The 12,922-nt window shown below is 69.1% G+C and carries 10 protein-coding genes; 1 reads left to right on the forward strand and 9 read right to left on the reverse strand.

Features of this window, described 5'->3' with window-relative positions; genetic code table 11:
• Nucleotides 1-55 precede the first annotated feature (55 nt).
• From ASF54_RS04040 to ASF54_RS04075, 8 genes are all read right to left on the reverse strand, one after another.
• On the reverse strand, nucleotides 56-1,099 hold the full coding sequence (locus ASF54_RS04040; RefSeq protein ID WP_055959116.1) for an NAD(P)-dependent alcohol dehydrogenase: 1,044 nt from the start codon (nucleotides 1,097-1,099) through the stop codon (nucleotides 56-58).
• 193 nt (nucleotides 1,100-1,292) lie between these two features.
• On the reverse strand, nucleotides 1,293-1,568 hold the full coding sequence (locus tag ASF54_RS04045) for a hypothetical protein (protein ID WP_055959117.1): 276 nt from the start codon (nucleotides 1,566-1,568) through the stop codon (nucleotides 1,293-1,295).
• A gap of 181 nt (nucleotides 1,569-1,749) precedes the next feature.
• Nucleotides 1,750-3,477 carry a glucose-6-phosphate isomerase gene (pgi, locus tag ASF54_RS04050; protein ID WP_228514436.1) on the reverse strand — a complete coding sequence of 576 codons (1,728 nt, stop codon included), beginning with the start codon at nucleotides 3,475-3,477 and terminating at the stop codon, nucleotides 1,750-1,752.
• A 122-nt stretch (nucleotides 3,478-3,599) separates the two neighbouring features.
• Nucleotides 3,600-5,693, reverse strand: a complete 2,094-nt coding sequence (locus ASF54_RS04055; protein WP_055962026.1) for an iron ABC transporter permease — start codon at nucleotides 5,691-5,693, stop codon at nucleotides 3,600-3,602.
• A 55-nt stretch (nucleotides 5,694-5,748) separates the two neighbouring features.
• A complete protein-coding gene (locus ASF54_RS04060; RefSeq protein WP_200919561.1) occupies nucleotides 5,749-6,729 on the reverse strand; it encodes an ABC transporter substrate-binding protein in 981 nt (326 codons plus the stop codon).
• Entirely contained in the window at nucleotides 6,726-7,580 is an 855-nt protein-coding gene (locus ASF54_RS04065) for an ABC transporter ATP-binding protein (RefSeq protein WP_200919562.1), read from the reverse strand. The genes ASF54_RS04060 and ASF54_RS04065 overlap by 4 nt, the downstream gene beginning before the upstream one ends.
• Nucleotides 7,581-7,732: 152 nt before the next feature.
• The gene (locus ASF54_RS04070; protein WP_055959120.1) at nucleotides 7,733-8,560 is read right to left on the reverse strand and encodes a helix-turn-helix transcriptional regulator; all 828 of its coding nucleotides are present in this window, start codon (nucleotides 8,558-8,560) and stop codon (nucleotides 7,733-7,735) included.
• A 62-nt stretch (nucleotides 8,561-8,622) separates the two neighbouring features.
• A complete protein-coding gene (locus tag ASF54_RS04075; RefSeq protein WP_055959123.1) occupies nucleotides 8,623-10,059 on the reverse strand; it encodes a protein kinase domain-containing protein in 1,437 nt (478 codons plus the stop codon).
• 140 nt (nucleotides 10,060-10,199) lie between these two features.
• Between ASF54_RS04075 and ASF54_RS04080 the strand changes: the two genes are divergently transcribed.
• Nucleotides 10,200-11,966 (forward strand): AMP-binding protein, encoded by a 1,767-nt coding sequence (locus tag ASF54_RS04080; protein WP_055959124.1) that lies wholly within the window; start codon nucleotides 10,200-10,202, stop codon nucleotides 11,964-11,966.
• 52 nt (nucleotides 11,967-12,018) lie between these two features.
• On the opposite strand, the gene ASF54_RS04085 is transcribed toward ASF54_RS04080, so the two are convergent.
• Nucleotides 12,019-12,921 carry a carbohydrate ABC transporter permease gene (locus ASF54_RS04085; protein WP_084815931.1) on the reverse strand — a complete coding sequence of 301 codons (903 nt, stop codon included), beginning with the start codon at nucleotides 12,919-12,921 and terminating at the stop codon, nucleotides 12,019-12,021.
• Nucleotide 12,922 lies beyond the last annotated feature (1 nt).

Here is a 12,922-nt window from a genome sequence, read left to right on the forward strand (position 1 = left end):
GGGCGCCCTGCACCCGCAACTACTGGAGTCTCGCCGCCAGTCGGGGGCGAACCGGCTACGGGACGATCACAGCCCGGCCGCGAATCGTGCTCGCAGCCAGGTCGGCGTAAGCACGCGCGCCGTCGTCGAGAGAGTACTCCTGCACCTCGACGTCGATCTTGCCGGCACGCGCCAGATCGAGCACCTCGATGAGCTCGCTCCGCGACCCCCAGTACGGCACCCGCACGGCGGCGTCGTAGGCAATGGTGCCGAAGCCGAAGTTCACGTCGCCGCCTCCGATGCCCACGATCGTGACGTCGGAGTCGATCCCCGCGACCGACACTGCCAACGGGATGGTGGGCTTCGCACCGACGAAGTCGAACACCGCGTTCGCACCGAGACCGCCGGTGATCTCGCGGATCTTCTCGGCCGCAGAGGCGTCGCTGATCAGTGTGACGTCGGCACCGACGTGCTTGGCCAGCTCGAGCTTCTCGTCGCTGACGTCGAGCGCGATGACGGTCGCCCCGGACAGCGCCTTCAGGATCTGGATGCCCACGTGACCGAGACCGCCGGTTCCGATCACCACGGCGAATGTGCCGGCGCCGAGCTTCGGCAGGCTCCGCTTGATTGCGTGGTACGGCGTCAGACCGGCGTCGGTGAGCGAGACGTTCTTGACCGGGTCGAGGTCACCGAGCGGTACGAGGTGACGGGCATCGTCGACGAGCATGTACTCGGCCATCGAGCCGTCTGTTCCGAGCCCCGGAGGCGTGATGCCGAGTGCGGCGGCGTTGGTGCAGTAGTTCTCGTGACCCTGTGAGCAGTTGTGGCAGTAGCCGCAGCCCCACGGGCCGTACACAGCGACGGCGTCGCCGACCTTGACGGTTTCGACGCCCTCGCCGAGCTCGTGAACGATACCCGCGCCCTCGTGACCGAGAGTCATCGGCAACGGGTAGCCCGCGCCGGTGTATTCCTCTTCGCTGAGTCCCATGACGTAGTCGTCGGAGTGGCAGACACCGCCCGCGGTGACCTTGAGCAGGATCTGCCCGGGGCCGGGTGTCGGAACGGGAATGTCGACGACCTCCGGAGCCTGGCCGATGGCGGTGTATCGAAGTGCCTTCATGAGTGTTTCTCCTCCTCCGCAAGAGCGCTGCCGGAGGTCGTTCTCCGACACCTGTCGCGGATCCTGCTCCCAGTATGCTCCGGCCGCCTGCGCGTTTCGGCGAGACTCCAGAAATGGCCCATCCGCGTCGGTGCGGATGGGCCATTCGGGGAGTCTCACCACTCGGCAGAGCAGCAAGAACGAGCCGTGCGAGCTAGTGCGCGCGGCGATCGCCGGGCTTGGGGTGACCGGGGATCGAATCGCCTGAGAGGTTGAGCTCCGACTCGTCGACTTCGATGTCGCCGCCGTCGTCGGGGCCGCCGGTGCCGGGCAGCGCCTTTACCGCGTCGACGTCGGTGTCGCCGTCCACGGCGGGCGAATCCGTGATGTCGGTGTTCTGCAGCTCCTCCGTGGCCTCCTCCGATCGGGGGCTGTCGAAGGTGGGGTCGTCGCTGTCGCGTCGGTCGGGTGCGCCGTTGATGGTGTCCATGAGGTTCTCCTATCGGTAGTGCTCCGTGAACGATAGGCACCGCGCCTGTGCGCCGCGCAGGTTCGGGCCCGCGCCGAGCAAGTTCAGGCCCACATCGCGCAGGATCCGGCAATCGCCGCACAAAGACGAAGAAGCCGGGCCGCTCCCAGTGGAGCGACCCGGCCTCGATGGCGTCTGCCGTCTACTTGCGCAGCGCGAGGTACTTCTCGATGAGCGCCTTCGTCGACGAGTCTTGAGCCGCGAGGGCTTCGGCGTCGCCGCCGACGGCCGGCGTCACCTGGAGGGCGAGCTGCTTGCCGAGCTCGACGCCCCACTGGTCGAACGAGTCGATGCCCCAGATGGTGCCCTCGACGAACACGATGTGCTCGTACAGTGCGATCAGCTGGCCGACGACGCTCGGAGTAAGTGCCGGGGCGAGGATCGACGAAGTCGGACGGTTGCCGCTGAACTCGCGGGCCGGAACGACCGACTCGGCCGTCCCCTCGGCGCGCACCTCGTCAGCGGTCTTGCCGAATGCCAGCGCCTTCGTCTGAGCGAAGAAGTTCGCCATGAAGAGCTCGTGCACATCCTGGCCGGGCTCCACTCCGGCACCGTCGCCGGTCTCGTCTTTCAGCGGGTGGCCGGGGTTGGCCACTGCGATGAAGTCGGCGGGGATCAGGCGAGTGCCCTGGTGGATCAGCTGGTAGAACGCGTGCTGACCGTTGGTGCCGGGCTCACCCCAGAAGACCTCGCCGGTGTCGGTCGTGACGGGCGAGCCGTCCCAGCGGACGCTCTTGCCGTTCGACTCCATGGTGAGCTGCTGCAGGTAGGCCGGGAAGCGGCTGAGGTACTGCGCGTACGGAAGCACCGCGTGGCTCTGCGCGCCGAGGAAGTTCGAGTACCAGACGTTAAGCAAGCCCATGAGCACGGGCACGTTCTGCTCGAGCGGCGTGGTGCGCATGTGCTCGTCGAGGGCGTGGAAGCCGGCAAGGAACTCGCGCCAGTTGTCGGGGCCGATCGCGATGACGACGGAGGTGCCGATGGCGGAGTCGACCGAGTAACGGCCTCCCACCCAGTCCCAGAAGCCGAAGGCGTTCTCGGGGTCGATGCCGAACGCGGCGACCTTGTCGAGGGCGGTCGAGACGGCGACGAAGTGCTTCGCGACGGCGTCTTTGCGGGCGTCATCGCTGTCGGCGAGGACGCCGGCATCGGCCAGCTTCTTCCAGAGCCACTCGCGGGCAAGGCGGGCGTTGGTCAGGGTCTCGAGCGTGCCGAAGGTCTTCGACGCGACGATGAACAGCGTGGTCTCGGGGTCGAGGTCGGCGGTCTTCTCGTAGACGTCGGTCGGGTCGATGTTCGACACGAAGCGAGCCTCGAGTCCGGCCTGCACGTAGGGCTTGAGGGCCTCGTAGACCATCACGGGCCCGAGGTCGGAGCCGCCGATGCCTATGTTGACGACCGTCTCGATGCGCTTGCCGGTGACGCCGACCCATTCGCCCGAGCGGACCTTGTCGGCGAAGGCGAACACCTTGTCGAGGGTGGCGTGCACGTCTTTGTCGACGTCTTGGCCGTCGACGACGAAGCCCTTCTCGGGAACGAGGCCGGCGCCGTCTTTCGGGCGGCGGAGGGCGGTGTGTAACACGGCGCGGTCTTCGGTGGCGTTGATGTGCTCACCCGAGATCATGGCCTGGTAGCGGTCGGCGACGCCGGTGTCTTCGGCGAGCTTCAGCAGGTGGCCGAGGATCTCCTCCGTCACGAGGCCTTTCGACAGGTCGACGGTCAGGTCGGCGGCCTGGAAGGTGTAGCGGTCGGCCCGGCTGGCGTCGGCGTCGAACCAGCCGCGGAGGTCGGGGGTGAAGCCGTCGGCGATGCCGGCGAGCTGCTTCCACGCGTCGGTCGAAGTGGGGTCGACGGGGGCGGATTCGGTCAAGGGGTCCTCCTGGATACCGGAACAGTACGTGGCCCGCGGCTCAGGCAGCATTGCGAGGCGGGCCGCCATCAACTCTATTGCCGCAGGGCGTTCGAGGTTCACCGGGCTTCACAGGCCTCGCGTCAGCGCCTCGACCGCCAGAGCAGCCAGACGAAGTACGGAGTGCCGATGAGCGCCGTCAGGAGTCCGGCGCCGAGCTGGGCGGGGGCGATGACCGTGCGGCCGGCGACGTCGGCGAGACCGACGAGGATCGCCCCGAGGAGCACGGCGACGGGGATCACCCGCGTGTGGCGGCGCCCGACCAGTGCCCGCGCGGCGTGGGGCGCCACCAGGCCGACGAACCCGATGGCCCCGACCGAGGCGATGGAGGTGCCGGTGAGCAGCACGCTCACCGCGAGGAAGACCAGCCGGGTCGACGACAGCCGGAGCCCGAGCAGGCGCGGCGTGTCTTCGTCGAGCCCCACGAGGTCGAGCTCGCGGTGGCCGAGCCCCGAGACGACGAGACCGACCGCGAGGGCGATCGCGACCGGCGCGATATCGGGCAGAGTGCGCCCGTAGGTCGATCCCGACAGCCAGGTCAGCGCTTTCGCGGCGTTATAGGGGTCGGTGAGGACGATGAGAAGACTGATGAGCGCGGTGGTGGCGGCCGAGACGCCGACGCCGACGAGCACGAGGCGGTTCTGCTGAAAACCACCGCGAGCCGACAGGCCGAAGACGATCAGCGCGGCGATCGCGGCGCCGGCGAACGCGGCTCCCGCCACTCCCCAGGTCGCCGCCGCGGGCACGGTTGTGACCAGCAGCACAGCCCCAAGGCCGGCTCCGCCGGAGACCCCGAGGATCCCTGGCTCCGCCAGCGGATTGCGGGTGACGGCCTGGACCATCGTGCCGGCCAACGCGAGCGCGGCACCCGCCACCACGGCCGCCAGCACGCGGGGCGCCCGGGTGTCGAGAACGTAAGTCACGACCTGTCCCGATCGGCCCTGGATCCAGTTGGCGACGTCGCCGAGCAGCAGCTTCGCGTCACCCAGGAGGGCAGAGGCGATCACGACGGCGAGGAAGACCAGCGCAAGGATCGCGATCGTCGTGGCGACTCGGATCCTCGACCTGACCGGATGACCGTCGGTCGCGACGACTCCCCCGGAGTCGCGGGACCGGAACGCCAGGACGACGAGGAAGACCGCCCCGACGAAGGCGGTGACGACCCCGGTCGGCACGCGCACCGACACGTCGGCACCGATCACGAGCCGGAGCAGCACGTCGGAGGCGAGGACGACCACGGCACCGGCGAGCCCGGCGATGGGAAAGAAAGCTCGGGAGCGGACGAGACCCGGGACCACGCGGATCAGCGGGCGGACGAGCGCGGGCGCGGCGAGCCCGACGAACCCGATCGGGCCGGCCAGAGTCACGGCGACCGCGGCGAGGAGCACGGCGAAGGCGACGGCGGCGGTCCGGGTCGAGCGCACCCCGACGCCGAGGCTCCGTGCCGCGTCATCGCCGAGGCCGAGCGCGTCGATCCGGCGGCCGAGCACGAGGAGGCCGAGCACGCCGACAACGGCCACCGGCAGCATCTGCAGCACGCCCTCCGGGCCGCTCTGGCCGATGCTGCCCTCGCCCCACTGATACAGACCGATCGTGCGCTCGGGGAACAGCAGGATCAGGGCGCTCGTCACCGAACCGACGCCGAGTGCCAGAGCGCTGCCGGCGAGCACCAGGCGCACGGTGCCGCTTCCGAGACCGGACAGGGCGAGCACGACGGCCGCAGCCACGAGGCCGCCGACGAACGCGATGCCGCTCGAGGCGAGCAGCGGCAGCGAGAAACCGGTGACCGCGGCGACAGCGAGGGCGCAGTACGCACCGGCATTGACCGCGAGCGTGTCGGGCGATGCCAGGACGTTGCGGCTGATGGCCTGGAGTGCGGCGCCCGAGATTCCCAGAGCGAAACCGACGAGGATCCCGGCTTCCATCCTCGGCAGCCGCGACGACAGGATCACGGCCGAACCACTCTCGCTCGCCCGTCCGGTGAGGGCCTGCCAGAGTTCCGCCGGTCCGACCGCGGCCGTGCCCTGCACGATGTCGATCAAGCCGAGCACGACCACGAGCGCCAGGAGGAGGACCGCCACCGCGGTGAGTCGGAGGCGCGGAAGCGGCTGTTCGCTCGGGGCGGCGGGCCGGATCCTTGTCGCTGTCGTCGCGGTCGTCTCTGTCGACTGTGGCATCGCTGGCGTCTCGGCGCTCGTGCCGGCGGTCTTCTCGGCGGTGGCGGTCACGGTGCTACTTCACGAGGGCGGCGACGACCGCGTCAGCGTAGGCCTCCATCGACTCCGGGCCACCGAACATCCAGATGCCGTCGGGCAGGCGGTGCACCTGGTCGTCTTCGACGAACGGAAGCGACTTCCACACCGCGTTCGACGCGAGCGTCTTCGCGAAGGGATCGTCGCCGTCCACCTTGTTGGTCGCGTAGAGGAACTGGACGTCGCCGAGCTTCGTCAGACCCTCGACATCGGTGGCGGCGAGACCGTAGTCGGCGTCGCCCTTCAGCTTCCAGGCGGTCTCGAGACCGAGCTCGCTGCTCACCTCGCCGATCAGCGACGTCGCCGTGTACGGGCGAATGCTCACCTGGTTGGCGTCGACGTAGCCATCGGCGAAGGTGTATTTCGCGCCGTCCAGGCCAGCGTCGGCGAGAGCTTTCTTGCTGTCGGCGATCGTGGTGTCGAACGACTTCTTGAGCTCGGCGGCCTTGTCTTCGGTGCCGGTGGCCTTGGCGATGAGGTCGACGTTCTCGAACATCTGGTCGATCTGGCCGGTGCCGTTAGCGCTGCGGACCTCCAGCACGGGAGCGATCTTGCGCAGCTGCTTCAGCGAAGCCGTGGTCAGATCGGTCGTCGCCACGATGAGGTCGGGAGCGAGGGTGGCGATCGTGTCGAGACTCGGCTCGCCGCGGGTGCCGATGTCTTTCGTGTCGGCGGCCACCGGAACGGTGGAATCCCAGGCGTTGTAGCCCTTCACATCGGCGACACCGACCGGAGCGACGCCGAGCGACTGGAGGCTCTCGACGACGTTCCACTCCGTTCCGACGACCTTCGTGGCCGGTCCGTCGAGGGTGATCTTCGTGCCGCTCGCGTCGGTCAGAGAGATCGCCGCGGCGGCCGCCTTCGTCTCGGGGGCCGCCGCCTCGGTGGTGCCGCACGCGCTGAGCACGAGCGCGGCGGAGGTGGCGAGGGCGGCGGTCAGTAGGAGTCGTCGTCTCATCATGAGGAGGTGTGGAGCCTTTCGCTGCGGATGTGGTGGCGGCCGATGGCGCGGGTGCGCACACGGCCTGTGGCGGGGTCGGTGTCGACATCGATGCGGATGCCGTAGACCCGGGTCAGAAGGTCGGAGGTGAGCACGTCGGTGGGTGCGCCGGTCGCGACAACGCGGCCCGCGTCCAGGAGCACGACGCTGTCGGCGACCGCGGCTGCCTGGTCAAGATCGTGGAGCACGACTCCGACTGCGATGCCCTTGTCGTCGGCGAGATCGCGGATGAGGTCGAGCAGTTCGACCTGGTAGCGGAGGTCGAGGTACGTCGTCGGCTCATCGAGCAGCACGACACCCGTTTCTTGTGCAAGACAGCTCGCTAGCCACACACGCTGCAGCTGACCGCCCGAGAGGTGCTCGACGCTTCGCTCGGCGAACGCCGTCATGCCGGTGACCTCGAGGGCATGGTCGATCGCTGCCGCTCCCCCGGCATCAGACCGACCCCAGCGGCTGCGGTGCGGGTGACGACCGAAGTCGACCACGTCGCGAACGGTGAGCCCGCCTGGCGTGGGGCGCCCCTGAGTGAGCAGCGCGACCCGCTTCGCGAAGTCTCGAATCGAGAGCGAGAGGGCGTCGGAGTCGCGAAGACGGAGGTCGCCGGCCGCGGGCTTCTGCAGCCGCGCCATGGTGCGGAGCAGCGACGACTTGCCGCTGCCGTTGGGGCCGACGAGAGCCGTGACCCGGCCGGTCTCGAACGCAAGGTCGGCACCGCGGACAACGGGAACGCCGTCGTAGGCGACGTCGATCGACCGGGCCGAGAGGTCGTCGCCCACAGTCGGGGGGAGGGAGTTCGGATCCTGGGAGGTCACGTAGTTAGGTTAGCCTAACCAACCTTTCCCTAGCCACCTCCGTCGCCGAGGGCCGGCCAAAGTACGCAAATGAGCCTCCGGGCGGGGCAGCAGGGCCCATTTGCGCACTCTCGACCAACGCGACGAGCAGACACGCAGTAGCCAGCACCCGGCTAGCGCGCCTGCGCCACCAGCTCCGCGCGCGACCGCGCACCGGCCTTGCGCAGCAGGTTCGACACATGGAACTTGACCGTGTTGTCGCTGATGCCGAGCTTCTGAGCGACGTCGTGGTTGCGCGCACCCGACGCCACGAGCCGCAGCACCTCGCGCTCGCGCGGGCTCAACTCGACGGCCTCGAGCAGCGGATCGGGCTCGGCCGGCGGATCGAGCGGGAGGGCGACCGATAGCTCCGACCCCCAGCCCGGAGTCGACGACACCCGCAGCTCGCCGTCGAGAGCCGACACCCGCTCGGCGATCGGGCTGAGTGAATCGTCGTGCACGGTCAACTCGCCGAGCCCGTCGTCGCGAATTCCGATGAGCAGGTTGAGCCCGTCGCAGTCCCACTGGATGCGCACGCGACGGCTCTCCCCCGTGTCGACGAAGGCCAGCACGGCGCTCCGGACGATCGCCCGCGCCGCATGGGCGACCTCGCCGGGCAGGGCTCGGCCGGTGACGGGAGGCTCGACGAACTGCACGTCGAGGTCACCGAACCGCACGAGCGGCCGGAGGTCGGCTCGAAGTCGGGCGAACGCGCCGACGACGGGTTCGAGCATCGCCTCGCGCTGCTGGTCGGTCGCCATCCGCGCCTCGACGAGCGAGGCCGCGGCCACGTCGATCGCCAGCGCTCGGGCTGCCCGGTCGTCGAGGCGCCCCGATCGGAGGATGGCGAGCATCGACTCCAGCGTCACCGCATGCCGGTCGGCCTGCTCGGAGACGGTGCGCGCGTGCTCGAGGAGGAGCTCGCGAGACGCATGGACATCAGGATCCGCGAGCTCGTTCACGGGCCCACCCTACCCGCCGCCTCCCTACCCGATCGGGTAGCTCGCCACCGGGTCGGCCATGCTCACATGGCCTGGGTCTGCTGATCCCAGTCGCCGAGCGACAGCGCATCGCTCGTGGTGCGGAGCGACTCCTGGCGCAGCTCCAGTTGCGACGCCGCGAGAGCGGCCAGATCTTCGAGGTTCGCCAGCTCGCCCTCGGTGACGCTCCGCGCGACCACGTCGAGCACCGACAGCGTGCCGATGGTCTGACCGTCGTGCCGAGTGACGGGAACGCTGATGTAGAACCGGAGGCCCAGCGAGCCGGTGACTAGGGGGCTGTTGCGCATCTCGGGGTGGGCCGTGCCGTCGGGGATGACGACCGGAACGGTCGAGATCGGCGATGCGGGGTCGAAGGCGATGTTCCGGGCCGCGTCGTCGACGCCCTCGGCGAAGTACGAGTGCGACCAGACGCGGTCATCGTCGATCACGTTGAGAAGACCGATCGGCGCGTCGAAGAGTCGGGCCGCAAGCGTCGTGAGCCGCTCGAGCGCCTCGCCCGGCAGCGTGTCGAGAGCTGCCGGATGTGCGCCGGTCGTGGCGGCGGCAGAAGTGGAAGGAGCGGCGGCGGCAGAACCGGCCTCGACACCGCCGACAAGCCCCTCGCTTGACGCGGCGGTTTCGGCGAGGACCACGTCGCGAAGTAGCGCCACGAGCGCGGGGCCCACTGGGCGGGTCGCCGGATCCTGCGCGGTCATGACGGTGAGAGCGTGCCGCCAGTGCGCCGGAAGCGGCTCGGGTACCACCGGGTCGCGCGAGAGCCGGGCGACCGCCGACTCGACGAGCGAGCCGGGGAACTCGCGGCGCCGCGTGAAGCACTGCAGCAGCACGAGACCGAGCGAGTAGACGTCACTGGCCGGGCCGACGTGGGCTCCGCGGGCCTGTTCGGGGCTGAGGTAAGCCGCCGTGCCGGTGGTCATGCCGTCAGCGGTCAGGCGTTCGACGTCGTCGGCGAGCGCGATGCCGAAGTCGGTCAGCTTGGCGCGGGCACGATCGGTCGGGTTGCCGTAGTCGACGAGGAGGATGTTCGACGGCTTCAGGTCGCGGTGGATGATGCCGTGCGCGGTGATGTAGTCGAGGGCTTCGGCGAGGTCGTAGCCGATCTCGGCGACGTGACGTGCCGCAAGGGGCCCGGCCGAGAGTCGCTCCTCGAGGTTTTGCCCGGCGACGAAGGGCATGACGATAAATCGCTCGGGCCGACCGTTGGTCTCGGTCACTCCGGCGTCGAGAAGGCTGACCAGGTTGTGGTGCTCGAGGGAGGCGAGCACCCCCTGCTCGGCCTCTTGGCGGGCGATGTCGACGAGCCCGGCGTGGAACACCTTGACGGCGACGGACCGGTCGAGGGTCTCGTCGTGACCGCGGTAGACGACGGCCATGCCGCCCTGACCGATGACCTTCTCGAGGCGGTAGCGCCCACCGAGAATGCGCACCGGGTCGCCGCTCTCCTGATCGGGGAGGGTCATCGTCGTCTCGTTTCCTGTCGCACGGGCGGCTCTACGGGTCCAGTATGCCGAGTCGCCGCGCTCGGCGCCCCCGGTTGCGCCCTGGGTACAGGCCCGCTAGCGGGGAACCCACTCGGAGGTGGAGCGGGCAAGATGGCTTCATGACGACATCTCCGGGCACCGCTGCCTACCGAGCCGCCCGTGATTCGCTGATCGGTTCGACCGACTCGGCCGGTTCGGCCGACTCGGCCGCCGAGGCCGCCGCAGCGGTCGACTCGTTCGAATGGCCGGCCGTCGGCGACACGTTCAACTGGGCGACCGACTGGTTCGATGTGATCGCGCGGGGCAGCTCCCGCGTGGCCCTCTGGATCGTCGAGGAAGACGGCCGCTCGTCGCAGACCACCTACGACGAGATGGCCACTCGCTCCGATCAGCTCGCCACGCACCTGTACCGGCTGGGTGTCGGCAAGGGCGACCACGTGCTGCTCATGCTCGGCAACCAGTTCGAGCTGTGGGAGACCATGCTCGCGGTGATCAAGCTCGGCGCGGTCATCCTGCCGACCTCGACGATGCTCGAGTCGCACGACCTTCAAGATCGCATCGATCGCGGCGCCGTCCGCCACGTGATCACGAACGCCGACGAGACGCACAAGTTCGACACGGTCACCGGCGACTTTACCCGCATCGCTGTGGGCGGTGCGGCTGCGGCCTCCGACGACACCTGGGTCGACTATCCGGATTCCCTCGACCCCGAAGCGACAGAAGGATCCGCGCGCCCGTCGATCACCACCGGCCGCAACGACGCGTGCCTCGTGTACTTCACCTCCGGCACCACCTCCCGGCCGAAGATGGTCGTGCACACGCAGGTCTCGTATCCGGTCGGCCACCTGAGCACGATGTACTGGCTCGGCCTCCGACCCGGCGACGTCGAGCTGGCGATCAGCTCGCCCGGCTGGGGCAAACACGCGTGGAGCTGCTTCTTCTCGCCGTGGATCGCCGAGGCGACCGTGTTCGTCTACAACTACGGCAGGTTCGACGCCGCGGCTCTGCGCGGGCAGCTCGAATCGGCCGGTGTGACGACCTTCTGTGCGCCGCCGACGGTGTGGCGTCTGCTGATCCAGGCCGATCTCGGCGCGCGCCCGAGCAGCCTCCGCGAGATCGTCTCGGCGGGCGAGCCTCTGAACCCGGAGGTCATCGCCCGCGTCGAGGAGGCCTGGGGTCTGACGATCCGCGACGGCTACGGCCAGACCGAGACGACGGCCATCATCGGCAACCGCCCGGGCGACGTCGTGAAGCCGGGCTCGATGGGCAAGCCTCTTCCCGGCGTCGCGGTCACCCTGATCGACCCGGTCACCGGCGAGGCAGGATCCGAGGGCGAGATCTGTCTCGATCTCTCGGCGGGCCCGGTCAATCTCATGTCGGGCTACTTCGGCGATGCCGACCGCACGGCCGCGGCCCTGCGGGACGGCGTCTTCCACACCGGCGATGTCGCCTCGCGCGACGACGACGGTTTCATCACGTTCATCGGGCGCACCGACGACGTCTTCAAGTCGTCCGACTACAAGGTGTCGCCGTTCGAGGTCGAGAGCGTCCTCCTCGAGCACCCTGCCGTCGCCGAGTCGGCCGTCGTGCCGGCGCCCGACGACATCAAGCTGAATGTCGTCAAGGCGTACGTCACGCTCGCCGCCGGGTGGGAGCCCACCGCCGAGACCGCGTTGGCCGTGCTCGGGCATGCCCGCTCGGCACTGCCCGCCTACGAGCGCGTCCGGCGCGTCGAGTTCGGGCCGCTGCCGAAGACGATCTCGGGCAAGATCCGCCGGGTCGAGCTCCGCGAGCGCGAAGACCGCGCCGTTCTGCCGGGTGCCGAGCCCCTCACCGGCGAGTGGCGCGACACCGATTTCCCCGAGTTGGGTGCGGGGCGCCGCTAGCCCGAGCCGGGCGCGGCACACTGCTGCCGCAGCCCTTCTCGCGGCCGGCCGCTCACTTAAGGCCGGAGCGCGCCAGACCTTCGACGAAGTACTTCTGGAACGCGACGAACAGCACGACGATGGGCAGGATCATCAGGAGGTTGATGGCCATGATCGCGCCGTAGTTCGAGGTGTACTGACCCTGAAGGTCGGCGACGATGCCGATGGGCAGGGTGAACTGATTCTGGTCGCCCGAGAGCGCGACGAGGGGCCAACCGAACGCGTTCCACTCCCCCATGAAGGTCAGCAGCACGAGAACCGCGAGCAGGGGCTTGCAGAGCGGCAGCACGACAGACCAGAAGGCCCGGAAGTGCCCCGCCCCGTCGACGCGTGCAGCCTCGACCAGCTCGTCGGGGATCGCGATGAAGAACTGCCGGGCGAGGAACACCCCGAAGATCACCGCCGCCTCGGGCAGAATCACGCTCCACAGCGACCCGTAGAGGCCCAGGCCGACTGAGAGCTTGAACTGCGGCACGATGATCGCCTGCGGCGGGATCATCATGGTCGACAGCAGCAGTAGGAAGAGGGCGTTGCGGCCACGGAACCGGAGCTTGGCAAAGGCGTAGCCCGCCAGCAGGTTGCAGACGACGGTGATGACCGTCACGATCACGGCGATGAACAGCGAGTTGCCGAACCATCGCCAGACGGGGAACGCCTCGAAGGGCTGCACGAAGTTGTCGAGCGTGAGGTGGCGCGGCCAGAGGTGGAGGCCGGGCGCATAGAGGTCGGCCCGGGTCGAGAACGCCGTGAGGAGCATCCAGTACAGCGGGAACGCCATGACGACGGTGATGACGATCGCCGCGGTCAGGCGGAGCCAGAGAAGTCTGCCGTGTTTGGGCTTGGGCGCCCGCTTCGGCGTCCGGGCGATCTCGGGGAGGTCGCCCGCGACCTCGAACACATCGGTGAGAGACGACATC

The organism is Frondihabitans sp. Leaf304, from assembly GCF_001423105.1.
Classification (GTDB): domain Bacteria; phylum Actinomycetota; class Actinomycetes; order Actinomycetales; family Microbacteriaceae; genus Frondihabitans.

Excerpts from the sequence above, each read along its gene's own strand:
- ASF54_RS04040 (WP_055959116.1), bottom strand. The coding sequence starts at position 1,099 with ATGAAGGCACTTCGATACACCGCCATCGGCCAGGCTCCGGAGGTCGTC.
- ASF54_RS04045 (WP_055959117.1), bottom strand. The coding sequence starts at position 1,568 with ATGGACACCATCAACGGCGCACCCGACCGACGCGACAGCGACGACCCC.
- ASF54_RS04055 (WP_055962026.1), bottom strand. The coding sequence starts at position 5,693 with ATGCCACAGTCGACAGAGACGACCGCGACGACAGCGACAAGGATCCGG.
- ASF54_RS04060 (WP_200919561.1), bottom strand. The coding sequence starts at position 6,729 with ATGATGAGACGACGACTCCTACTGACCGCCGCCCTCGCCACCTCCGCC.
- ASF54_RS04075 (WP_055959123.1), bottom strand. The coding sequence starts at position 10,059 with ATGACCCTCCCCGATCAGGAGAGCGGCGACCCGGTGCGCATTCTCGGT.
- ASF54_RS04080 (WP_055959124.1), top strand. The coding sequence starts at position 10,200 with ATGACGACATCTCCGGGCACCGCTGCCTACCGAGCCGCCCGTGATTCG.
- ASF54_RS04085 (WP_084815931.1), bottom strand. The coding sequence starts at position 12,921 with ATGTCGTCTCTCACCGATGTGTTCGAGGTCGCGGGCGACCTCCCCGAG.